Source organism: Staphylococcus lutrae (assembly GCF_002101335.1).
Lineage (GTDB): Bacteria > Bacillota > Bacilli > Staphylococcales > Staphylococcaceae > Staphylococcus > Staphylococcus lutrae.
This window is the reverse complement of sequence record NZ_CP020773.1, coordinates 1,164,092-1,187,849: the sequence shown is the minus strand read 5'-3', so window position 1 is coordinate 1,187,849 and position 23,758 is coordinate 1,164,092. Positions and strand designations below refer to the sequence as shown.

General features: G+C 38.3%; 24 protein-coding genes. 13 read left to right on the top strand and 11 right to left on the bottom strand.

The features are described from left to right. Position 1: 1 nt before the first annotated feature. The 6 genes from B5P37_RS05495 to B5P37_RS11965 all read left to right on the top strand — a co-directional run bounded on the left by B5P37_RS05495 (position 2) and on the right by B5P37_RS11965 (position 4,252). Positions 2–481 carry a PTS sugar transporter subunit IIB gene (locus tag B5P37_RS05495; RefSeq protein ID WP_085237289.1) on the top strand — a complete coding sequence of 160 codons (480 nt, stop codon included), beginning with the start codon at positions 2–4 and terminating at the stop codon, positions 479–481. Positions 482–500: 19 nt separating this feature from the next. Continuing rightward, positions 501–1,400: a PTS mannose/fructose/sorbose/N-acetylgalactosamine transporter subunit IIC gene (locus B5P37_RS05490; protein WP_085237288.1), complete on the top strand. Its 900-nt coding sequence runs from the start codon at positions 501–503 to the stop codon at positions 1,398–1,400. Further along, complete coding sequence (locus B5P37_RS05485; protein ID WP_085237287.1) at positions 1,387–2,271, top strand: PTS system mannose/fructose/sorbose family transporter subunit IID; 885 nt, start codon at positions 1,387–1,389, stop codon at positions 2,269–2,271. Before B5P37_RS05490 ends, B5P37_RS05485 begins: the two co-directional genes overlap by 14 nt. A gap of 20 nt (positions 2,272–2,291) precedes the next feature. Further along, entirely contained in the window at positions 2,292–2,693 is a 402-nt protein-coding gene (locus B5P37_RS05480; protein WP_085237286.1) for a PTS sugar transporter subunit IIA, read from the top strand. A gap of 30 nt (positions 2,694–2,723) precedes the next feature. Continuing rightward, on the top strand, positions 2,724–3,881 hold the full coding sequence (gene nagA / locus B5P37_RS05475; RefSeq protein ID WP_085237285.1) for an N-acetylglucosamine-6-phosphate deacetylase: 1,158 nt from the start codon (positions 2,724–2,726) through the stop codon (positions 3,879–3,881). A 179-nt stretch (positions 3,882–4,060) separates the two neighbouring features. Then, positions 4,061–4,252, top strand: a complete 192-nt coding sequence (locus B5P37_RS11965) for a hypothetical protein (RefSeq protein WP_085237284.1) — start codon at positions 4,061–4,063, stop codon at positions 4,250–4,252. Between the two features lie 496 nt (positions 4,253–4,748). On the opposite strand, the gene B5P37_RS05465 is transcribed toward B5P37_RS11965, so the two are convergent. Further along, positions 4,749–5,183, bottom strand: a complete 435-nt coding sequence (locus B5P37_RS05465; RefSeq protein WP_085237283.1) for a hypothetical protein — start codon at positions 5,181–5,183, stop codon at positions 4,749–4,751. Positions 5,184–5,511: 328 nt separating this feature from the next. Beyond that, the gene (locus B5P37_RS05460) at positions 5,512–6,027 is read right to left on the bottom strand and encodes a YceI family protein (RefSeq protein WP_085237282.1); all 516 of its coding nucleotides are present in this window, start codon (positions 6,025–6,027) and stop codon (positions 5,512–5,514) included. 263 nt (positions 6,028–6,290) lie between these two features. Here B5P37_RS05460 and B5P37_RS05455 point away from each other — a divergent pair, with 263 nt between their 5' ends. After that, on the top strand, positions 6,291–7,061 hold the full coding sequence (locus B5P37_RS05455; protein WP_085237281.1) for an IclR family transcriptional regulator: 771 nt from the start codon (positions 6,291–6,293) through the stop codon (positions 7,059–7,061). A gap of 354 nt (positions 7,062–7,415) precedes the next feature. On the opposite strand, the gene B5P37_RS05450 is transcribed toward B5P37_RS05455, so the two are convergent. Then, on the bottom strand, positions 7,416–8,456 hold the full coding sequence (locus B5P37_RS05450) for a zinc-dependent alcohol dehydrogenase family protein (protein ID WP_085237280.1): 1,041 nt from the start codon (positions 8,454–8,456) through the stop codon (positions 7,416–7,418). A gap of 269 nt (positions 8,457–8,725) precedes the next feature. On the opposite strand from B5P37_RS05450, the gene B5P37_RS05445 reads away from it, so the two are divergent. Further along, positions 8,726–9,691: a TDT family transporter gene (locus tag B5P37_RS05445; protein WP_169710783.1), complete on the top strand. Its 966-nt coding sequence runs from the start codon at positions 8,726–8,728 to the stop codon at positions 9,689–9,691. 222 nt (positions 9,692–9,913) lie between these two features. Here the strand turns inward: B5P37_RS05445 and B5P37_RS05440 are convergent, their stop codons facing one another. Continuing rightward, positions 9,914–11,518: an L-lactate permease gene (locus tag B5P37_RS05440; protein ID WP_085237278.1), complete on the bottom strand. Its 1,605-nt coding sequence runs from the start codon at positions 11,516–11,518 to the stop codon at positions 9,914–9,916. A gap of 618 nt (positions 11,519–12,136) precedes the next feature. Between B5P37_RS05440 and bioD the strand changes: the two genes are divergently transcribed. From bioD to B5P37_RS05420, 4 genes are read left to right on the top strand one after another with little or no spacing between them, the layout of a single operon-like run. Then, positions 12,137–12,802: a dethiobiotin synthase gene (bioD, locus tag B5P37_RS05435; protein WP_085237277.1), complete on the top strand. Its 666-nt coding sequence runs from the start codon at positions 12,137–12,139 to the stop codon at positions 12,800–12,802. Next, positions 12,802–14,154, top strand: coding sequence for an adenosylmethionine--8-amino-7-oxononanoate transaminase (gene bioA / locus B5P37_RS05430; RefSeq protein WP_103322097.1), 1,353 nt, complete (start codon positions 12,802–12,804; stop codon positions 14,152–14,154). Before bioD ends, bioA begins: the two co-directional genes overlap by 1 nt. 18 nt (positions 14,155–14,172) lie before the next feature. Then, a complete protein-coding gene (locus B5P37_RS05425) occupies positions 14,173–15,300 on the top strand; it encodes an aminotransferase class I/II-fold pyridoxal phosphate-dependent enzyme (protein ID WP_085237275.1) in 1,128 nt (375 codons plus the stop codon). Further along, positions 15,293–15,988: a 6-carboxyhexanoate--CoA ligase gene (locus B5P37_RS05420; RefSeq protein WP_085237274.1), complete on the top strand. Its 696-nt coding sequence runs from the start codon at positions 15,293–15,295 to the stop codon at positions 15,986–15,988. The genes B5P37_RS05425 and B5P37_RS05420 overlap by 8 nt, the downstream gene beginning before the upstream one ends. Before the next feature lie 138 nt (positions 15,989–16,126). Here B5P37_RS05420 and B5P37_RS05415 read toward each other — a convergent pair whose 3' ends face one another. The 6 genes from B5P37_RS05415 to B5P37_RS05390 all read right to left on the bottom strand — a co-directional run bounded on the left by B5P37_RS05415 (position 16,127) and on the right by B5P37_RS05390 (position 21,425). After that, the gene (locus B5P37_RS05415; protein ID WP_085237273.1) at positions 16,127–16,639 is read right to left on the bottom strand and encodes a DoxX family protein; all 513 of its coding nucleotides are present in this window, start codon (positions 16,637–16,639) and stop codon (positions 16,127–16,129) included. 435 nt (positions 16,640–17,074) lie between these two features. Next, positions 17,075–17,701, bottom strand: coding sequence for an FMN-dependent NADH-azoreductase (locus B5P37_RS05410; RefSeq protein ID WP_085237272.1), 627 nt, complete (start codon positions 17,699–17,701; stop codon positions 17,075–17,077). 309 nt (positions 17,702–18,010) lie between these two features. Continuing rightward, positions 18,011–18,649 carry an NAD(P)-dependent oxidoreductase gene (locus tag B5P37_RS05405; protein WP_085237271.1) on the bottom strand — a complete coding sequence of 213 codons (639 nt, stop codon included), beginning with the start codon at positions 18,647–18,649 and terminating at the stop codon, positions 18,011–18,013. A 214-nt stretch (positions 18,650–18,863) separates the two neighbouring features. After that, positions 18,864–20,069 (bottom strand): putative multidrug effflux MFS transporter TcaB, encoded by a 1,206-nt coding sequence (tcaB, locus tag B5P37_RS05400; protein ID WP_085237270.1) that lies wholly within the window; start codon positions 20,067–20,069, stop codon positions 18,864–18,866. Positions 20,070–20,254: 185 nt separating this feature from the next. Beyond that, on the bottom strand, positions 20,255–20,827 hold the full coding sequence (locus tag B5P37_RS05395; protein ID WP_085237269.1) for an isochorismatase family protein: 573 nt from the start codon (positions 20,825–20,827) through the stop codon (positions 20,255–20,257). A 31-nt stretch (positions 20,828–20,858) separates the two neighbouring features. After that, the gene (locus B5P37_RS05390; RefSeq protein WP_169710782.1) at positions 20,859–21,425 is read right to left on the bottom strand and encodes a TetR/AcrR family transcriptional regulator; all 567 of its coding nucleotides are present in this window, start codon (positions 21,423–21,425) and stop codon (positions 20,859–20,861) included. 254 nt (positions 21,426–21,679) lie between these two features. On the opposite strand from B5P37_RS05390, the gene B5P37_RS05385 reads away from it, so the two are divergent. Then, positions 21,680–22,114, top strand: a complete 435-nt coding sequence (locus B5P37_RS05385; RefSeq protein ID WP_085237267.1) for an Lrp/AsnC family transcriptional regulator — start codon at positions 21,680–21,682, stop codon at positions 22,112–22,114. 102 nt (positions 22,115–22,216) lie between these two features. Here B5P37_RS05385 and B5P37_RS05380 read toward each other — a convergent pair whose 3' ends face one another. Continuing rightward, complete coding sequence (locus B5P37_RS05380) at positions 22,217–23,635, bottom strand: pyridoxal phosphate-dependent decarboxylase family protein (RefSeq protein ID WP_085237266.1); 1,419 nt, start codon at positions 23,633–23,635, stop codon at positions 22,217–22,219. Positions 23,636–23,758 lie beyond the last annotated feature (123 nt).

Here is a 23,758-nt window from a genome sequence, read left to right as displayed (position 1 = left end):
AATGGCAATTATTGGAAACAGAATTGACGGTAGATTGATTCACGGACAAGTCGCAAACTTATGGGCAACAAAGTTAAATATTGGTCGCTTTATGGTGATTGACGATGAAGTTGCACAAAGCGATATTGACAAACAAGCGTTAAAGCTTGCGACGCCTGCAGGGATTAAACTCAGTGTGTTACCGATTGAAAAAGCAGCAAACAATATTAAAAATGGTAAATATGATTCTCAGCGGATCATGATTATTGCGAAGCGCCCGGATCGTTTTGTGAAATTAGTTGAACACGGTGTCGCAATCGATGAGCTCAATGTGGGAAACATGTCACAAACCGATGAAACACGTTCGGTGACGAACTCCATCAATATTACGGATGAAGATGTGGCTGATTTCAAAGCATTAGCAGAAAAAGGTGTTCACATTGTTTCGCAAATGGTACCTAATGATAAAGCGGTTGATTTCATGTCATTAATTAAAGCATAAGGATGAGGAGGCGTTCATTATGGAGATTTTATGGTGGCAAATCGTACTTTTGACACTGTACGCGGGTTATCAAATTTTGGATGATTTACAGTTTAACATTTTTGGTCATCCTGTTTTTGCAGGGATTATTTCAGGATTGATTATGGGTGATGTGACAACAGGTTTAATTATCGGTGGTGGGATGCAACTGACTATTTTAGGTGTTGGTACATTTGGTGGCGCATCTCGTATTGATGCAAACTCTGGAACGGTACTAGCGGTTGCATTCTCAGTAGCGTTAGGTATGAATCCACAACAAGCGTTAGCGACCTTAGCTGTACCAGTTGCAAGTTTAATGATTCAAACTGATATTTTGGCGCGTTTCACAAATACATTCTTTGCACATCGTATCGATAGAAAAATTGAACAAATGGATTACAAAGGGATTGAGCGTAACTTTCTGTATGGCGCGATTCCATGGGCATTATCACGTGCAATTCCAGTATGTTTAGCTCTTTCATTTGGAGGCGGTGTGGTTAGAAACATTGTTGATTATTTAAATGGAGATTTAAAATGGTTAGGTGACGGATTGACTGTGGCTGGGGCGGTTTTACCAGCAGTCGGATTTGCGATTTTATTACGTTATTTACCATTGAAAAAGCACTATCCTTACTTCATTTTAGGTTTTATTATTACTGCTTTAATGGTGACAGTGTTTAATGGTTTATCAGGTTTGGGGACGTCGGTAGCTGGCTTAGATAAAAATTTCGCGATGTCGTTCTCATCACTCCCTATGTTAGCGATTGCAGCGATTGGTTTTGCTTTAGCAGCAATGGAGTATCAACGGACATCAAAAACAAGAGCTGTATCGGCAAACAGTGAGGAAAGACGTGTGGCAGATGCGGATGAGGAAGGAGAGATTGAAGATGATGAATTATAAACAAGGGGAAGAAAAAATGTCTCAAAACCCTGAAAAAAATGTCAAATTAACAGGACGCCCCCCTCAAACGCCATATCAACTAACAGATAAAGATTTTAGACAAATCAATCTACGTAGTTTACTTTTCTTCCAATTAGGTTGGAACTATGAACGGATGCAAGGTTCAGGTTATTTGTTCACAATCCTTCCGCAATTGCGTAAAATATATGGTGACGATTCACCTGAACTTCAAGAAATGATGAGGACCCATGCGCAATTCTTTAATACGAGTAATTTCTTTAATACAATTATTACAGGTATTGATATTGCAATGGAAGAAAAAGAGCAGTTTGCAGCAAAAGAATCGGTCAAAGGGATCAAAGTAGGCTTGATGGGACCATTTGCCGCAGTGGGGGATGCGATTTTCGGTTCACTTATCCCTACGATATTCGGTGCGATTGCAGCCAATATGGCACAAGACGGCAACCCTTTTGGTGCCTTGCTATGGTTTGTTGCGATGTTGGTCATTATCGTGTTTAGATGGAAACAATTAAAGTTTGCTTATAAAGAAGGGATTTCGTTAGTAACGACAATGCAACATCGTCTTGAATCATTAACGAATGCAGCCACTTTACTCGGGGTTTTCATGGTTGGTGCGCTTGTTGCGACAATGATCCGCGTACAATTTGCGTGGCAACCTAAAATTGGTGACTTAACAGTTAAAATCCAAGATAATGCGAATATGATTTTGCCGAGATTGTTACCCTTGTTAATTGTGTTTGCAGTGTATTGGCTTTTAGGACGTAAAAATATGAATTCAACACGCGCAATTTTCATTGTAATTATTGTTTCTATTATATTGTCTGCACTAGGTGTAATCACAAAGATTTAATTTAAGAGGTGGAGTATTCGGTGGAAAAGTTAATTCTTGTTAGTCATGGTACATTTTGTGAAGGATTAAAAGATAGTGTAGAAATGATTCTCGGGCCACAAGAAGGGCTTTATACTGTCGCATTAAAGCCTGAAATGGGGCCAGAAGATTTTGAGCATGCGTTTGATGCGTGGATAGATGAAGGGGATGAAGTCACTGTATTTGCTGACTTATTAGGAGGAACACCGGCGAATACAGTAGCTAAAAAAATCATGAATGGTGAAGATTTGAACCTGTACGTTGGTATGAGTTTACCCATGGTAATCAGCTATATTAATGGTAAAATGATTGGTGAAGAACCGGATTATGTGCAAAAAGCGCAAGAAGGTGTGATTCACGTCAACACGATGTTAACGCAAGACGATGACGACGATGATGAATAATCAATCAAATTAAAGTAAAGAAGGTATACTATGGCATATGCAATAATCAATGGTGTCATTTACACAGAAGCAGCGGTGATTTCAAAAGGCTATCTCATTATCGAAGACGGTAAAATCAAAGCAATTGAATCGGGGACGTATACGGGTGATTTAGATGTGGTAGATGCAAAGGGTCGTCATATCTTGCCCGGTTTTATTGATATCCATATACATGGTGGATATGGTGAAGATGCCATGGATGCCTCGTATGAGGGGTTAAAACATTTAGCTGAACGCTTACTATCAGAGGGAACGACGACTTTTCTTGCAACGACGATGACACAGTCCCAAGAAGCGATTGAAAAGGCACTCCGTAATATCCGCACGTACCATCAACAACAAGATATCACTCAGGCGGCAGAAATAGGAGGGATTCACTTAGAAGGGCCTTTTATCTCTGAAAATAAAATTGGTGCACAAAATCCAAAGTTTATTCAGAGACCGACTGTTGAATTGTTACAACATTTTCAAAAAACAGCGGGTGGACTGATTAAAATTGTGACGATTGCGCCGGAAGTTGAAGGTGCCCGAGAAGTGATTCAAACGTTGAAAAATGAGATGATTTTTTCAATGGGTCATACAGAGGTTGACTTTGATCAGGCCAATGTTGCCGTCCAAGATGGTGTAAAGCATGTCACACATTTGTACAATGCTGGGGTCGGTTTTCACCATAGAAACCCGGGAATGTTTGGTGCAGCATGGACGAATGCACAATTGAGTACCGAGTTAATTGTTGATGGTGTCCATTCACACCCACAGTCTGTGGCAATCGCTTTTCAACAAAAAGGATCTAAAAAGATGTATTTGATTACTGATGCAATGCGTGCAAAAGGTATGCCGGAAGGAGATTACGAATTAGGTGGGCAAGTTGTTATTGTCAGAGGCAAGGAAGCGCATTTAGAATCTGGCTCTTTAGCGGGAAGTATTTTGAAAATGAATGAAGGTTTGCACAATTTGATGGCGTTCACAGGCGAACATTTGGAGACATTGTGGCCAGTGACCAGTTTGAACCAAGCGAAGGCATTGAAAATTGATGAGTGTAAAGGAAGTATTGCAGTTGGAAAGGATGCGGATCTTGTGATTGTGGATGATGAGATTCGTGTGTATCAAACGGTGAAGATGGGTTATGTTCATGAAATAAATGAATAGTAGGTAAGATATGGACAGATGAGCGGCTGTAATGGCGTTTCATCTGTCTTATTTTATATTGAACGAGGCGGAGCGGATTAGTGTACGGTTTGCCTTCAATAGCTAGAAAGAGTGTTTCGGTGTTGAAATGTGAAAGTTTTTAATGAACATTCGCTTATTAGAGGCGTGGAAATGGGGGGATGAATACGACGATTAAAATTGAGGATATGAGAATGAAAATTTTTGGTTCCAAAAGCGTGTTAGATGGCGTGAATAATCAGTTAGGCGATGTCATCTTGCTGACATTAATGGCGACACTTGTCTCATTAACATTGGGTATTGTATGGTCTACTTTCGCAATGCCAGAATTTAAAATGATTCAATTTATTTGACGCGTAATCATTCCACAAGTTTTGTTTGCTGGTTTAATTCCAGTTTAGGAATGCATCGTATTTTGCAAGGTATTGCGTCTCTCATATCACTGTATTATACATATGAAGCACTGTAAAATGTTATGATACATGGATGGGGATTTGAATCGATTTTAAAAGCGATATTACGATGATAGCACTTGCCACTGACATTATTTTATCAGTCAAAACCGCAAAATGATTAAAGTCTTAATGAATGAAGTGAGGACGAACGCTATATATAGTACGTTCAGAAGGTGTATGTATGATTTGAGTTGTTACTGAGAGCATTTTAAGAAAAGATGCAACCGATAAAGCATTACTCGAGTTGTTCAATAATGGTTAATATAAGTTTTAACGGGGTTATCGGTTGCATGAGATATCATTTTTTGTCTAACATGTGTCTTGTGAAATATTGAAACCTTGTTTAAAAGTGTCTTTCTACAGAAGAATTATGCGCATAACATAAATATTGATATTATAAGCCAAGTTCTTTTAAACTGACGACGGCTTGTTTTTTTATGATGTGACCTGTGCGATTGACAGTATATGTGAGCGGTGTCGTTTGAATATATAACTGTTGTGGCTCAATATCACTGATGATATGTACTTTTTTTAAATGTGGGTGTTGCACGATGAATTGCTGTACAGTCTGGGTATCTTCTTTAAAAACGAGGTAAAGTGAGTCCAGAGAAGTTTTGCTTTTTAAAGATTGAAAAATACGCTGACAAACGCTACATTGTGTGCTGACGATCATCATATATTGTCTATCAAGCTGTAAACTTTGTCGTATTGGAAATTTTGCGGAAATCGGTAAACCGGTCATCTCACGGCGCATTTGATTTAATTTACTGTTCAAAAAGAGTAAGATGGCTAAAACGATAACTGCTAATATAATTAAGATGACTATCATTGTTGTGACCCCCTTTAGATAAGATTGGCAAATTAAGAATAATGCATAGGTATCGTAAACGTGACTTAGGAAATGTTCTTGGACATAAATTGTGATTGAATCATAATATTAATGGAAGCTAAGGCCGTATTCTTGAATATTTCTCCAAATCGAAAGAAAAGATATAGCAGTTTAGTAATCACACACTTTATCTGATTATAAGTTAGGCTAACACTTGTTTGGTATGTGTACATGTCAAACATGAAGCGGTATTTCGCACTGCTCAAAAAAGGAGGACATCATAATTATGCCCCCTTTAAAGTATCAAATCCCTATGTTATTCAAAAAATTATCCTTCAATAGCAAATTCTCCATTGAATTCAAATGTAACTTCTTGACTAATCATTACACCGCCAGTTTCTAAAACTTGATTGAAATTGATACCATATTTCTCACGATTGATGACACCTGAAACTGAAAATCCCGTTACTTTACTTCCAGAAAGGGGATTTTTGCTGATTCCATGGCTTTTAAACTCGAAAGTTTCTTCATTTGTATGACCACCAATTGTTAATTCACCAGTGATTGTATTGTTTGTTACGTTTTTAGTTTTAAAAGTAATATTTGGATATACTTCAGTATTGAAGAAATCAGCAGATTTTAAGTGATTATCACGATTTTCATTTTTTGTATCAATGGAATCTACTTCAATAGTAGTTACAGCTTGAAGTGAGCTCAAGTCATTCATATCACCAGCCACATCTACTGAATAATTATTAAAAGTTCCTCTAATTTTAGAAACCATTAAGTGTTTAACTGAAAATTCTAGTGAACTGTGAACTGGATCAAATTTAAGTGTTGTCATAAAAAACGCCTCCATAATATATTTTATTGATATAAAAAATATACCAAAGATGTTATAACCTGTAAAGGAAAAGCGTACGACAAGTATATTCATCAGAAGCATGGCACCTTTAGTATATGACAATGTTGAATTTAATGAAAATAACTTTAAAAATAGGGAGATATATCTGGCCAGTGTTTTAATCGGATGAGTGTAGCATAAAAAATAACTATTTGATAATATTACTATTTTTTCTATTTTTATATAAAGAGAGGAGAATTAATATGATTAAATATATGCCCATAAAAACGATTATTCAAGCTTTTGAAATTCTAGATGTACTGGAGGAACATGAAAAATTAGGTGTTAGTGGGATAGCGCGTGCTACAAATTTACCGAAAAGTACAGTGTGTAGATATTTAAGAACATTGCGTGATTTAAATATAGTCATCCAAGATCACAATGATATGTATGCTTTAGGCTATCATCTGTTGAAGTATCAAAATCAATTAAAGTGGAAAGATGTATTTGTCAAGCATATTCAACCATTTATGCATCAACTTGTTATTTGTACGGGGGAAGCAGTTAATGTAGGTGTATTGGTAGAACAAAAAATTTGCATCTTACATACAGAATATGGTCAACAGTATCGATTGCAAACAGAGCTCACGCATACAGCTTCATTACACAGTTCAAGCATAGGTAAATTATTTTTAGAAACGTTTTCGAATGAGAAACTCAAGGCGTATTTTGAAATGGCAGAGGCGCGTACGATGTATACTAAAACGAAATTCCATGACTTTAAAAAAGAATTAATGATGCGTAGACATCCACATATTGCGTTGAGTTGTGAAGAATATGAGTATGGTTTGATGTGTATCGCTACGCCTATTTTTGATGGGACGGGTCAAATGCGTGCGGCTTTAAGCATTTCAGGACCTAAAAGTCGTTTATTAGATAAAGGATTAGAGGAGATACAAACAGCACTATTAAATGAAGCGAGAAATATTATGGCTTTTTTAAATCGGATAGAGTACTGGTCTTTAAAGTTTTGATTACCATTATTCAACGGAGGTGTGGTTCCATTTTGATGTATGTTTCGTATATGTAACATGAGTCTCGTGGCGCCACCAAAAGAGGCGATGTTTTAGCATCATAATAAGTGTGGCTAGGCTTTGCTGTTTTTTTATATATTGAGGAGGTGCACATTAAGAATAAAAACGGTTATTATCTGGATGTGCGGTGTCTGTTTAGTTTAAAAAAATACAAGTGACAGTCAGTGTACGGATAGACATCCCGCATACTGTCTGCCACTTAAAGACTGATAGAGACTTAAACAGAAAGATGTGACAGTCTATGACATGCGTCATCAATGCTTCATTAAATCATATCAGTAGATAGAAGTGTGATTACTCATTGGAAATAATAACTTTCAATGTCCCTTCTTGTGCTGCATTACTAAATACTTCATAAGCTTCTAACATATCGTCTAACTTAAAGCGATGTGTGATGAGTTTTTCTGGTTGAACTTTACCAGACTCAACGGTTTTAAGTAACAATGGCGTAGAATATGCACTAACGAGACCTGTCGTAATCGAGATGTTTTTAATCCATAATTCTTCAAGGTGTAAATCAACTTTTGTACCGTGCACACCAATGTTAGCAATACGTCCACCTGGACTAATAATATCTTGACAAAGTTCAAATGTCGCAGGGATTCCTACTGCTTCCATTGCCACATCTACGCCACGACCTTCTGTAAGAGATTTAATTTTTTCTAATACATTTTCTTTCGTACTGTTAATTGTAGCAGTAGCACCTAAATCTAAAGAAGCTTGTAAACGATTGTCATCTAAATCAATCATAATAATTTCTGCTGGTGAGTAAAATTGAGCCGTAAGCACTGCAGCCAAGCCGATGGGACCTGCACCGACAATAGCGACCGTATCACCAGGGTTGACGTTCGAACTGAGTGTTCCGACTTCAAAACTGGTTGGTAAAATATCACTTAACATTACAAGTGCTTCATCATTTGCAGCATCAGGTACACGATGCAAGCTGTTGTCCGCGTGTGGAATGCGCACATATTCTGCCTGTGTTCCATCGATTAAGTGTCCTAAAATCCAGCCACCATCTTCGCAATGAGCTTGCAATTGTTTTTTACAGTAGTAACACGAACCGCAAGAGGTAATCGCTGAAATAATCACTTTATCTCCTTTTTTAAATTGTGTGACGGCATCGCCGACTTCATCAACAATGCCCACACCTTCGTGACCTAAAATACGTCCATCCGTCACGGCAGGGACATCTCCCTTTAAAATGTGTAAATCTGTTCCACAAATAGTTGTTTTAGTGATTTTAACAATGACATCAGTTGGCTTTTGTAATAACGGCTTATCTACTTCAATCCATTCTTTTTCACCTGGACCACGATATACGAGTGCTTTCATTATTGTTTCACCTCTAATTATGATTTGACATTATTTTCTCACTATTTTATAAAAAATGTCAACAATCGTACGGAAATATAATTTAAAAATTAACGTATTTATAATGATGTTATTTATCAATAAGTATATGTTTTTCAAGGCTTCTTATATTATAAGGATATAAATGTTTCGATATTGTGAAATGTATCACAAGATAAAATTCTCGAGAGTTTTATTGCTATAATGAGGGAGAATAAGGGCGTTGATTTCAACATGAAGGAGCGAATATGATGGATAAAAAAAGATGGATACAATATTTAGAAGTGATTCCGTTGCCAATGAGCGGTTTAATGCTTGCTTTATTATCTTGTGGTATATTTTTATCATCATTACAATGGGACGACATCGCTTTTGTCTTTGTATGTTTGGCCAGTTTGATTGCGTTGTTGTTACATTTGAAAGTTTTCTTGGTACCACAGGATTGTCTGCAACAGCTGCATCAACCTGTGATATTATCGGTATTTCCGACATTTAGTATGTCAATGATGCTTTTTTGTGTTTTATTGCACGCGCTACCTGCTTTTGAACAGTTATCCCTTGTGTTATGGGGGGCTGCAATTGTGCTACATACCGTGCTATCCATTAAATTTATTATAAAAATGGTTTTTAAAACTTCTTTGTCGATGGAGACACTTTTTCCCAGTTGGTTCATCCCGTTTGTAGGATTTGGTATGATTACTGTGACAGCGCCACATTTTAATGCCATTATTTTAGGGCAATGGATGTTGTGGATTTCATTTATTGGATATTTAATTTTACTACCGTTTATCGTGGCTAAAATTGTGATTTATCGTGATTTAGTTGAAGGTTTTAAACCGCTGATTATTATTTTATCGACGCCAGGTTCGCTTTGCTTGGCAGGCTATTTTGTTGTTGTTGAACAGCATCATTATGGCTTTGTCATAATACTTTACACAATCTCACAACTTTCTTACTTTATTGCGATTGCCCATTTACCACAGTTGTTGAAGTTGCCATTTTATCCGAGTTATGCCGCATTTACTTTTCCATTGGTCATCAGCGCGACCGTTTCAAACAGTGTTTGGCAACTTGGCGTCATTCATCATCCGTTATTTGGAGGATTGGTCGTTTTTGAATTGTCGCTCGCGTTTGTGATGGTCATTTATGTTTTATATCGTTATAGTGCGTATCTCTATCGGAGTTGGCGTACAGTGACGATGAACATTTCACAATAAACACGTCATGACAGTGGAACAAATAGGTTAATTAGATTAGCAACTTAAACCGTGGTTATCTTAACATATGAATCAAGAGGAATAACGATAAAAAGAGTGGCTAACGAAACCTGATGAGTCATTAAGGTTTTGTTGTCCACTCTAGATTCACTTCCATCGGGTTGATCCATCGTTGTAGTATGTCAATCCGAGGTCTCTTTTTAAATCTGCACGTTAAACAAGTTAAAAGAAAAATGTTGTAAAAATAAATGCGCTGATACCAGCAAGGGCACAATAGAGCAATGCTGGGCCTAACGTTTTACGTATCACGCTTCCTTCTTTACCTGACATGTTAACGACTGCACACACCGCAACAACATTATGCACACAAATCATATTCCCAGCAGCGCCACCAATGACTTGTGCAGCGAGTACAGTGTGTAGATTGGCTCCAATGGCCGTTGCAATATTCGCTTGTACCGGTGCAAAGGTTAAAGTTGAAACAGTCGCACTACCCGTAATGAATGAGCCCAGGGCACCTAAGAAGGGCGCAACGAATAACCACATATCACCAAATGTATGTGCCATACCATTGGCGATAAATTCTGGCATGCTGAGCAATGTTTTACCATTAAGTCCGGAATTACTAAAGACATGGACCATCGCTAATGTTGCAATGAGCGTGAATCCTGTGATACTAATCGTTTTCGCAGAGTCTTGACAGGCTTTAAATAAGTGACGAAATGATTTGCGTTGAATGATAATCGCGAAAATAGCCGCAATGAATAGAATCGTCCCAGGAGAATAAAGTAACTGCCAACTTGACGAAATCGTTTGATAGCCTAGGATGTGATTCCATGATAGGTCAAAAGTCGTTGTTGTGAAAGTTTTTATCGGTGCAATAACACGTGTGAGCAGTAATAAAACGACAACAATTAAGTAAGGTGACCATGCGGATAAAAGACTCATTTCATGTGGTTGAGATAAGTCGGATAATTGTGCATCATCAGCTAATACGTCAGTCCATGTATTTTTAGGAATAAGCCATCCTTTTTTAGCCGTAACGACTGCGACAACGAGTGTCGTTAATGAACTAAGTATTGAAACAAATTCAGGTCCAGTCAGTACAGCATAGAACAAAGCGCTCAAGGCATAAACGACGCCGACGAGCAAAGTCCATGGCAAAATTTCTAAAAGTGCCTTGCCTTTGTTCGATTTCCCAAAGAATATAATCATCGTTGCTACGATAATCAGTGGAATGAAAATCCCGCTCAATAAGTCAATGATGGTAACATGAATGGCAGTTTGAGAGAACAACGTCTCATCTGCATTTTTTAAAGTACTCAATCCAACGATAACAGGTGTGCCCACTGCACCAAATGATACCGAGATACTGTCGGCTAAGAGTGCAGTTGTTACACTAACGAGTGGCCTGAAACCTAAGGCAACCATCAGTGGCGCTGTCACCATTGCAGGTGTACCGAAGCCGGATGCCCCTTCAATTAATGAACCAAATAAAAAAGCAACAATAATGACTTGAATGCGCATATCACTCGATACGCTTTGGAAACTGGCGTTAATTCGAGCAACAGCATTCGTCTCACGTAACGTGTTGAGTAATGTCAGTGCCCCGAATAAAATTAAAATAATCGTTAACGTTTTATGTGCCCCTTGAAGTATAGATGCACCAATGACGCCAGCGTCGATTCCCCAAACAAAAAAACCTAATAATATGACTACGATCGCACTGATTGTCATCCCCACAAGTGCAGACATTCGCAACAACACTAGACAAATAAAAGGTGCGATCACAGCGCTTAGTGCTACGAGCATCAATAAAGTATTCATCTTTTTTGCCCCCCAAAATCCAATTTCTGCTAAAGACATCTAATGAGTAGATGACCGTGTTGATTGAATTGTAAGCGTTTTTATACTGTTTTGCAATCGAATTTTTTCGGTGGGTATTTTGATATGTAACAATTTCGACACATTTTATTATTGTCTATAAATGATTAATTTATATTTTCACAATTTGAAACAATATAGTAGTCGGGTTTAAGGGTGTTAAAACGCATGGTTGACGTATAGGTTACAATTAAATATTATATCTACTAGAAATTTTGTTTTTGTATCATAATAAAAATAATTTCTAATTTTTTTGAAATAAGTTGCGTATTAAGGAATGAAAGCGCTTGTTTTAAAGGTAAATCTGCCCTTACCCCTCTGCCTTATAGATTCATTTAATGATAAAAGCAAGTTTGCTTTTAATTCAATACATATACTAAATTCCCTATAAATGATTTGATAAAATACTTTTAATCTGTGAGCGTTGTAATAACGAAGTGATGTGAATTTATCTATCATGACGGCATTATTGTAAACTAATTATAAAATAAGTTTACAATAGGTGTGGAAAACCGTTAAGATAAGGACAGTCCCCGTTATTCATTTACTGAGGTGAAGAGAATGAAATGTTTTATTACAAGTACGAATACGGATATCGGTAAAACATATGTGACGACACGTTTGTATCATTACCTTACGCAGCAAGGTTTGAAAGTACATATTATTAAGCCTTTTCAAACGGAAGTACGTGCAGATGGGACGTATCCGGATTTGTCGTGTTATCAACAAATGTGCGATTTACCGTATGAAGATACAGGATTCTATACATTTGCGCCCCCCGTATCTCCCCATTTGGCATTTCAGTTAGAACCACAGCAGCAGTTTGACCGTGCAGCCATGATGGCATGGGTTGATGCGTGGCATGAACGATGTGACGTGCTATTAATTGAAGGGGCTGGTGGTGTTGCCGTGCCTATTTATGAAGGTGAGCAAGACTTTTACATGACAGCCGATTTAATTCGTGATACTGCGGATGGTGTCATTACGGTTTTACCTTCAAAGTTAGGGGCAATCAGTGATGCGCTCGTCCATCATCATTATGTGAGCACCATGCAACTCCCTCAAACGATATTTTTGATGAACCGTTATACACATACAGCGATTGAAAGGGATAATCATCGAACGATTGAAAAGTATACAGGACGGCGTGTTGAAATTTTTCCAGAAGCAGGAACGTCTGCGGACTTTTCAACAACATTATTGAAACAAATGAAGGAGTGGAAATGATGAAACATGACATATTAGTTCAAAAAGATCGTGATTATGTTTGGCATCCTTTTACACAAATGGGAATGTATCATCAACAAGATCCAATCATCATCGAAAAAGGAAAAGGAAGCTACTTATATGATACGAAAGGAAGAAAGTATTTAGATGGGTATGCATCGTTATGGGTGAATGTACACGGTCATCAAAATCAACAGCTGAACCGTGCCATACAACGCCAACTTAAATCGATTGCACATTCAACATTGTTAGGCGCATCAAATATCCCCTCTATTTTATTAGCAGAGGAACTGGTGGGGTTGACGCCAACACGCCTCAAAAAAGTCTTCTATTCGGATACAGGGAGCGCGGCAGTGGAGATTGCGATTAAGATGGCATATCAATATTGGAAGAATATCGATCCAGAAAAGTATGCACGTAAAAATAAATTTATGACGTTGCATCAGGCATACCACGGGGATACGATTGGTTCGGTCAGTGTAGGCGGTATCGATACATTTCATCGGATTTTTAAAGACTTGATTTTCGAGACGATTCAAGTCGAATGTCCTTCGTTTTATCACAGTGATTATGAGACGGAAGAGACAATGATGACAGCCATTTTAACACAAATTGAATCCGTGTTAAAAACACATGCGGATGAGATTGTAGGATTCGTCATTGAACCGCTGATTCAAGGGGCGACGGGGTTGTTTGTTCATCCTGAAGGGTTTCTTAAAGCGATTGAACGACTCTGTCGAAAGTATCATATTTTGCTCATTGTCGATGAAGTGGCCGTTGGTTTTGGTCGAACGGGGGCCATGTTTGCATGTGAACATGAAGCGGTGGAACCGGATATCATGTGTTTAGGTAAGGCCATCACAGGAGGCTATTTGCCGCTTGCCGCTACGTTGACCTCTCAAAAGGTATATGACGCATTCTTAAGTGACAGTCATGCGCAAAAGACATTTTTTCATGGGCATACCTATACGGGGAATCCTATCGTTTGTACGGTGGCTTTAGAAAATATCCGTCTTTTTCAGCGACGTCGTTTAATTCAACATATTCAAAAAACGTCTCAAACATTACAACGTCAATTATCGACACTGGAGACACATCCAAACGTTGGGGATATTCGAGGCAGAGGGCTGATGTTTGGCGTTGAATTAGTCGCAAACCGGGAGCGGAAAACACCATTGGTCATAGAAAAAGTGGAATCAATCATTGCTAAATGTAAAGAAAACGGTTTGATGATTCGCAATTTAGAAAATGTCATCACTTTTGTACCTGTTTTAACGATGTCGCATCGCGAAATAAAACGGATGGTTCGTATTTTTAAAAAGGCACTGCATGATGTGCTCATATCGCAATAGTGAAAGGGGCAAGGAATGATGGATTTACAACGCAAGCTACAGGACATCGAAGCGCAAGGAATACGACGTCAATTGAGAGAAGTGACAGCAGTTAATGGAAAATGGATTGAAATAGAAGGACGTCAATTGCTGAACTTCACCTCTAATGATTACTTAGGCATGGGTCAAATCCCTTTATCGATTGAATCCATGCGTGATGCTTCAGATCCGTCAAGTTCCCGTCTCGTGAGTGGGAATGTTACGCATTATCGTCAAATAGAGCAGACGTTAGCCGAGCATTTTCAATTTGAAGATGCGCTGGTAATGAATAGTGGCTACGACGCGAATTTAGCGGTCATGCAAGCATTTCAAGGTGAGGAGGTCATCCTCATGTCGGATGCAGCGAATCATGCGAGCTTAATTGATGGGATTCGTTTGAGTCGATTGAACAAGGTCATCTACCCGCATCAAGATATCCAAACGTTGGAAAAGCGATTACGTCAATATCCGGAATCGATGACAAAGGTGATTGTGACAGACAGTGTTTTTTCAACACATGGAGATATGGCACAGTTAGAGGCCCTTATTGCATTGAAAGCAAAAATTCCGAATGTATGGCTCCTTGTAGATGATTCTCATGCGTTTGGATTGAACTTGCATACGGCATACGCACATATTGATATTTTGACGACAAGTTTATCTAAAGGGGTGGGTGCACATGGCGGGGCGATTTTATGTTCACATCTTTTTAAACAAGTCCTCGTCAATACGGCACGTGTGCTGATTTATTCTAATGCATTACCGATCATCGATTTAGTGCGCATGGACGAAAAATTAAAGCGAGTATTCACACATGCCGAGCGAAGTAATGCCCTGCGCCAATTGAGTCTGACTTTTAATCAACTGTATCAACAGTATTTTGGCAATCCCTATCAGATTCAGGATTTAACGCCGATTAAAGCCATTACTTTTGACAGTTATGACAAAGCTGAAAAAGTGTATCAGTCATTAGAGTCAGAAGGATACTATGTCAGTTATTTTCGTTATCCCACTGTACCTAAGCCCGCTTTGCGCGTGTCATTGTCGTGGTTTCATGAAGTTCAAGATCTTAAACAGTTTTTTGTGGTGTTGCAACGTGCAATGGAAAGGAGCCTGGATAATGTATAGTGTTAAAATGCGAGCAAATCAAGAAAATGTCCATATCAGTGGCGCAGAAACCATCTGTCATGAACATGAAATTCCAAAAGTTCTCCGAGAATTTTTCGATAAAGGGTTTCAACATGATAATGGCGCAGTGGATTTTTTAAACTTAAAAGTTGAAAAAATTACAACGTCTCTTTATCCTCTCGAGGCATTACCGATTATTGAAGAGACGTCGCCATCACTAACGACATTATGCCTTGAACAGGGGATTTCGGAGGAGGCATTAAACAAAGGCTTATCGTATATTTTTGACGATACGCGATATACGGGGGCAGTAATTTTATCAGCGCAAAGTGGGGAGCGATTAGATTGTAGTGGAACCAAGGGCATTCGCGTAACACATTTTTGTTTTGAAGATCGCTCGGATAAGCCTTTGACGCATTCACGTATACAAGATGCATTGACGATTGCCACGTGTGTCAATGCATTTGAACACGTGAAAGGAGAGTTGTGTGTGTCTGATGACTTGTATTATACGACAGGGTATTTTGCATCGGCGCAGGGTTATCATCGTATTCAAAAGATGAAGCCCTCCGGTACACGTGATGGTGGACGTGTGATTTTTGTCGATTCAGATATTGCCATGAATGATTATTTAGCGTTTTTACAACAACAACCGAAACAAGTCATACGTATAAGCGGTATGCCATAAGGGGGCGTTGCAATGTATGAAGGGAATAAAGTGGATAGAGCGTTGACGTACGTTGTCATCCATATATAAATGAAAAAAGAAACTGATGCGTGATGTTGCATCAGTTTCTACTTGATTTTATGGTCATATTCAATATTTTTAATTCTTCTCATGCGGGTGGTAATTAAAAATGCTGAAAAATTTGTGACTTAATTGTGTTTTTATAAAGCGATCGACACCGAAGAAGCCACTGTTATAGCCACCAACAAAGATGAAAAATCCAATTAAAACATAGAGCGGATTGACTGAAACGGTGCCTGCGAATAAGAATAGAAAATTAAGCACGAGTCCAATCAGTGCACCAATGGGTGTGAAAAGCCCTAAGATTAATGTTACACCTGTGATAATTTCAAGTGTAGGAATTAGGACGTTAATTAACGGGGTCATAGGAATGACAATATGTTCTAAAAATGAAGTGAAAATAGGATATTGTGCGCCTCCATCTGTTGTCATAACGGGGTGTTGTACTGCATTTTGTAAGAATCCCCCTGCGTTAAATCCGCCGTGCATCACTTTACCTAAACCGGACATTAGCCAACCATAGCCTAAGTAAAGACGTAACACTAATAAAATAATGCTTGCAATGGTATTTTGTTGCAACCATCTTACCATAAACCATACGCCTCCTTATTGAATACATCTCAAATTTAATGGTCTGTTAGTATAATTTATATATCTATAAACTGATTATATTTGATTGTGATAACTTACACAATACAAGTGTGATTGAATTCACAAAAAAGACAAAAATAAGCGTATGTACATCATTCATGAAGAAGAGATTCCAAAAAAGGGTTGTTTAATGGACGTATTTTATTAGGAGCGAATGGGTTTTGATTACAAATCAGTTCGCTTGAATCAGAATATAGCAAGACAAATCACTTGCTTCTTGATAGACACGTTGATCGGAGAAGATGAAAAGCCCTTATCCATTCGAATCGTGTAGTCTTTTTGGTAAAAAAGCATAAAAAATAAGGCGTAGCATAGCCATTTCATTATGAGAAAAGGACAATCTACGCCTTATGCAATCTACTGTATATTATAATACTAGAAGCGTGCACCTAATGCTTCTGCTTCTTTAAGTGCTGCTGTTTTAATTTCTTCACTACGTTCTGGTGAAGCATGATGCCCTTCAATCGTGAGTGTTTCGTAAGAAGGGACACCAAAGAATCCCATCATTGTTTTTAAGTAACGATCGCCATTCTCTAAATCAAGACCAGGACCTTCAGAGTAGAAACCGCCACGTGCTTGGATATGCAAAGCTTTTTTGTCAGTCAATAAGCCGACAGCCCCTTCAGGCGTATATTTAAACGTTTTACCAGCTACCGCAACAGCATCAATGTAAGCTTTCATCACTGGTGGGAAAGATAAGTTCCACATTGGTGTTACAAAAACATATTTATCTGCATTGATAAATTCGTCTACAATTTCACCTAGACGGTTGACTTTTTGGCTTTCAGTTTCTGTCAAAGCTTCACCATTTTGTAATTTACCCCAACCTGAAAAAACATCGCCATCGATATGAGGGATATTTTCTTTGAATAAGTCGATGTGTACCACTTCATCTTCAGGATGTGCCTTTTCATAAGCAGCTTTGAAGGCTTTTCCTGTTGCCATTGATGCGGATACGCGTTCATCTAGTGGATGTGCTGTAATATAAAGTAGTTTAGACATAATTAAGAGTTCCCTTCTTTATTGAAATTTACGTTTTTAATTATAACAGGTATAAAAAATATATCAACAATAAAATCTCGATTTCGTGATTTTTTACGATTCAATGTTCTATCAGATTAGGTACAGTTCAAATGAGGTCTAACCTACCATTTTGAAAAGCATGTCCACCTTATCTATCGGTGATAGGCGCTCTTTACTACACTTTTTCTGTAAAATGAAGGGCAATCACATATTTGATAACGTATCTCATAACAAACTGAAAATAAGTTTCATTTTGCCACCGTTCATTGTTCCCTATTCATCTCGGTTTTATTGTTTTTCACTTACAACAGTCATTTGTTGTCTTAGATGTGCACCATGTTCTACTTCATCCACAATCGCTAATGCCATATCTGGATAGCTCAGATAGCTTTCCCCCTCTGAATTATAAAGCATTACATCCGTACCTGTGCGATATCGACCTGTGCGCGGTCCCTCAGGATCATAGAAAGCAGATGGACTCACAAATGTCCAGTTCAAATCCGTTGTCGCTTGTAAATCTTCTAAATTCTGTGCTTGACCTAATGCGATTTCGTAAGCAAAATCAGGCACACGTCCCGCTGCAAAACCATTTTTCGTCTTAGATTCATCAACATATAAACTGCCAGCCCCGCCTAAAACGACGAGTCGTGTTGTTGTCCCACTTAATGCCTGAATCAATACACGACCTGCGTCAATATGTGGTTGTGTTTGTCCGAGTGGTGTACCAAAAGCATTAACGACGACATCAAATGACTTTAAATCCTCTGTCGTCAAGTCGAAAATGTCCTTCTCTATCACATTCAAACTTGTATCGTCTAACTTTGAAGCATCACGTACAATTGCCGTAACGTCCAATCCTCGTTTTTGTGCTTCGGCAGTAATTAAACGCCCTGATTTACCAGTTGCACCAATAATACCAACTTTCATAATTCTATTTTCCCCCATTCTATTTATCTTATAACAACATACTTTTATTATAATAACGACATATTTAGAAATCAAAAATGCGAACTCCACATCAAATAACGACGATTTTTAATCATTGAGGTTATTGTGATGTGTATCGTTAACATATCAGGTGGTCATATCATAAAGCCTTTCTCAATTTAGACAGCAATCATATGAAGTCTTTACATAGAGATTAGTTTCTTGTCGGTTGTTGTTTCTCCACCACGAAATATTGATAAAGTTGAAAAATGATAATTAGGCTCATCGTAATCGTAATGACCCAAAGGTAAGGGACAAAACTATGTTCTCCTTGTAACCCAACTAAAGGGGTGGCGATTGCGCCAATGAAGTATTGCATAAGACCGACTAAACTTGATGCGCTACCAACACCTTTTTGTTGACCTTCCATAGCAATGGCATACCCTAGCGTACCGATACCCGCGACAGGGGCTACGATAAGCAAGAATGAAGGCAATAAAATCCAAAGTGTCAAATGGTTGATTAAAGCGATGATTGCAATGGCAGTACCGATAAGTTGAATAACCGAGAAAATACGGAACAATGTATGTTGATTGATATGCTCAACAAGGCGCCCTGTCAATTGTGCTGTAATAATTAATCCTAAGCCAGTCATCGCAAAGATGTAACTATATTGTTGTGCACTCAAGCCATAAATATTTTGCATAATAAATGGAGAAGCGGCCATATAACCAAAAAACATCGCAAAAGTGAAACCTTGAATTAACATCGGAATAAGGAAAGAACGCCGTGTCAATAATGCCTTGAAATCCGCAAGTACATTTTTCACACGTGCGGGTCTACGTGATTCAACAGGTAATGTTTCATTGATTTTAAAGTGTGTACCAATGAGCATTAAAATACTAAGTGCTGCTAAAATCCAGAAAATCACACGGAAATTGGCAAAACTAAGAATAATTCCACCGAACATCGGGGCAAGTACGGGTGCTGCGCCGTTGACAAGCATAAGCATGGCTAAAAACTGCGTGAGTGCTTTACCTTTATATAAATCCGTAGCAATGGCTCTGGATAATACAATACCTGCACCACCAGAAACGCCTTGAATAAAGCGGAAAATAATGGCAATCGTCACATGAGGTGCAAGGGCAATGACGATAGAAGAAATAATATATAAAACGAGACTGAACATGAGTGGTTTTTTTCGTCCTGTGGAATCAGAGACGGTTCCTGCAACAATATTTCCTACCGCTAAACCAACCATGAAAAAGGTCAGTGTTAATTGAACATTGGCAGTCGTTGTATTGAGTGCATTTTTGACTTCAGGCAAAGCGGGCAAATACATATCAATAGACAATGGGCCGAATGCGGCGAGACCTGCCATAATGATGATAAATAATGGCGATATACGTTTTTTCTCCATAATGAAATCCCTTTCTTTATATTAGATTAAATGAGATGTAGTTAAACAAGGTGTTATGCTTCAGATAATGATGTTCGTAGTAGTCATTCAAAACGACATCGTGTTCTCTGAGTTTGATAAAGCGTTAAAAGAACACGGAAATCTTAATGTCGACTTCCGTGTGATTCACTGATTTGTTGTGACTTTTATTTTTCGGATTGCAGTTGTGCCATCATTTCATCTGTCGTCAAGACTTGTCCCATGATAGGGAAAGTGTTTTCGATTGAATAATGGTGTAATGATGCTTCTGGTGCAGACATCATATCAGAAATAAAGTATTGGTCATAACCATATTGATAGGCATCACGCGCTGTTGTATCGACACCAATATGAGTGGATATGCCTCCGATAACGATGTTTTTAATACCACGACGACGTAATTGTAGGTCTAAATCTGTACCGAAAAAGCCACTGAAACCGCGTTTGTCGATAATATAATCATCTGGGCCTGCACCAAGCTGATCTACAATTTCAGAAAATTCCGCAGGGGGTTTCGTACCACCAGGTAAGGGGCGCATCGCATTAGGTTGTAACGCATCTTTACCATCGAGGAATTTGACGCGGACAAAAGCAACAAAGCCGTTATTGTTTTTGAACAATTTCACCATTTTGCTTGCATTGTCTATCACTGTATCGACACTGTGGGGAGCTGTTTCTCCCATGTTGGCAATGCCTTTTTGTAAATCAATCAGTACGAGTGCTGTATTTTCAAAGTTCATTTTACATCTTCCTTTCGTGATTAGAGTTATTTTAATTTGATTGGATACCACGGATAAATATTTTTAAGATTCTGTCAACAAATTGCTCTGACGGAATTTGTTTTACATAGTGTTGATATTCAAAAACATCTGCTGAAAAGGAGTTGATGAGCATATCAGTGAGAAAATCTGCATCTTTAACGACATCTAAAGCAATGACACAAGCCATGACTTCTTCTTTTAACTTGATATAAAAAGGTGTTTGCATCATGACGCGCTTTTGTTTGTCTGTTCGTTCTATCTCTTTTATCAGGGCAACATTTTTTTCCATAAGTTCAATGAGCGACAGAAAAATGAAACGCAACAATTCATGAGGATCAGATATTTGCTTCTTGCGTTGTGCAATGCGTTCGAACATACGTGTAACTTCGTGAGCGAGTAAGGCAGAACAAATATCAGATTTACTAGAAAAGTGACGATAAAGCGTGCCAGTTCCAATTTGTGCGGTTTCTGCAATTTTTTTCATACTGACAGCTTCGACATTACTGGTATCGAAAAGTGTTTGTGCGGTGTCTAAAATAAGTTGTTCATTTCTAATGGCATCACGACGTTTAGACAAATGGTTCATCTCCTCTCTTTTTGCCGATTCTAATGAAGACAATTTTTATTATAAATGAGATGGGTGTCCGTTTCAAGGGAAATGTTTTAAAATATTGGATGATTGCTTACAAGTATGTTGAGAAGGATTCAAAAGCAATGCGAGGTGATATTGAATCAAGTGTGTTCTAACCTATATAATAGATACTAGTTGAACAATCATTCTCGTATCACGGATGTGACTGATGTATTTCAGTATAGAAAGAAGGTAGTGCTATGGACGAAATGGATTTACATATTTTGAAGTTGCTGAAAACCAATGCCCGGATGAAAGTGAAAACCATTTCTTCATTGGTAATGTTATCCGAACCCAGTGTCAAAAACCGAATTTCAAAAATGATAGAGTCAGGAGTGATTCAAGCTTTTAATGTAGACATTAATTACGAAAAATTGGGTTATATGATAGGGTTTTTTATGAAAATAACTGAAGTGAAAGGAACAATCGATACATTTGAGCAGCAGTTGCAACAAATATCAGACTTTCATGAGTGCTATGCCGTAACAGGTAGAGAGAAATATATTATTAAAGGCCAAACACGAGATATTATGAGTTTAAACGAGATCATTTTGAAGATGGAACGTGTTGCAGAGTTTAATACTTCCATTATATTGCAACAAAAGCACCGTCAACAAAACCTGGTGAAACGGTAAAATCTAAGTCATGTTTTTTATTCAAATGAAACACCCCTAAAGTTGGGTTTTTTTAAAGTTCAACTTTAGGGGTTCATCTTTTTTATACATGTGAAACACTGTTTAAAGTGTCGCATAGGCCTCTTGAACGAAGGTGTTGAGCCGTTCAAGTGTCCCATCAATATCTGCAGTGGTTGTATTCGGATTAATTGTGCAGAGGCGAATGACACGGTGTTCGTTAAGTCTCGTTGTATAAGTCACCGCATAGCCAGACGATGCCATCCGTTGCGCGGCATATTGGAGTATTTGGTTGTTTTGTTCGGTCGTTTTGCGCTTGTCTTCATAACGAATGTTGAGAATCGACAATTGTGGAGGTGTCACCACTTGCCATTGTGGCATTCGTTCTACTTGTTGCGCAGCATAACGTGCCATCTCTTGACCGTGTGCAATGCGGCGCGTGATTTCCTCTTCGCCCAATGTTTGTAATGTGACCCATAATTTCAATCCTCTTGGGGGACGTGTTAATTCAATGCCTAATTGGTCAGGGTCAATATTATCCTTTGATGCAACATCATCTAAGTATTCAGCAGAGACACCATAGGTTTGAAGGAGATGTTTTTTGTCTTTGACGATAACCATTGCGCAGCTATAGGTTTGGAATAACAATTTATGCGCATCCCATGTCACGCTATCCACGTGTTCAATGCCTCTAAGTTTTTTAGCACCTTCTTGAGTGAAAATATGAGACAAGCCATAAGCGCCATCTGCATGGACCCACATGTGATGTTCATGTGCGATTTGCGTGATGCTTTCGAGATCATCAATGGCACCAGTATTGGTTGTTCCCGTTGTGATGACAATAATTGTAGGTTTGTAACCTGCTACGATATCTTGTTGAATTTGTTCTTTTAATGCCGTAACATCCATCGTAAAGTCAGCATCTGTTGGAATATAACGGATTTGTGAAGCGGCAAAACCTGCAATATGAAAGGCCTTTGCGACAGAAAAATGCGCTTGTCGGGTCATATAAACGGTCGATTTTGGAAGTTGTGTGAGCGATGTCATTGCGTCTCTCGCCGCAGTCACTGCTGTGAGTGTCGCTGATGAACCGCCTGAAACAAAAACACCGCTAGATAAAGAAGGATTGAAACCAATCTTTTCACTTAAATAATGGATTAAGCGATGTTCAATTGTAATCGGAAGCGCTGCATTTGAAAAGTTGGAAGCGTGAACATTGTGTGCGCTCGTTAAGATGTCTGTCAGCCATGATAAAGGCGAGGCGGGCCCTGGAACAAAAGAGAAGTATCTAGGATGAGTGGTTGCTAAGTTGTAATTTAATATTTCTTGATTGAGTAAGTCTACAACCTTTTCTATGCCTTTTCCTTTTTTAGGGATGGGCATTGTCTTATATTTATTAATTAATTCGGTAGTAGGCGCCTGATAAGCGGGAGAAGATGCGACCGAACGTTCTGTGAGCTTTTTAACTTCGTGTGTAATCAAATCAGATAAGTGGTCGTTAGAATACATGTTTTTTTCGTTCATATTGTGTGACCTCCTCTTAGAATGTTTGTTTGAATAGCTTTATTGTATCCAATCCAGGGAGGAGGAAGCGGCTGAAAAGGTCACTTTGTTGAAAAAAAGTTAGAGAGTAACGATGACGATAAC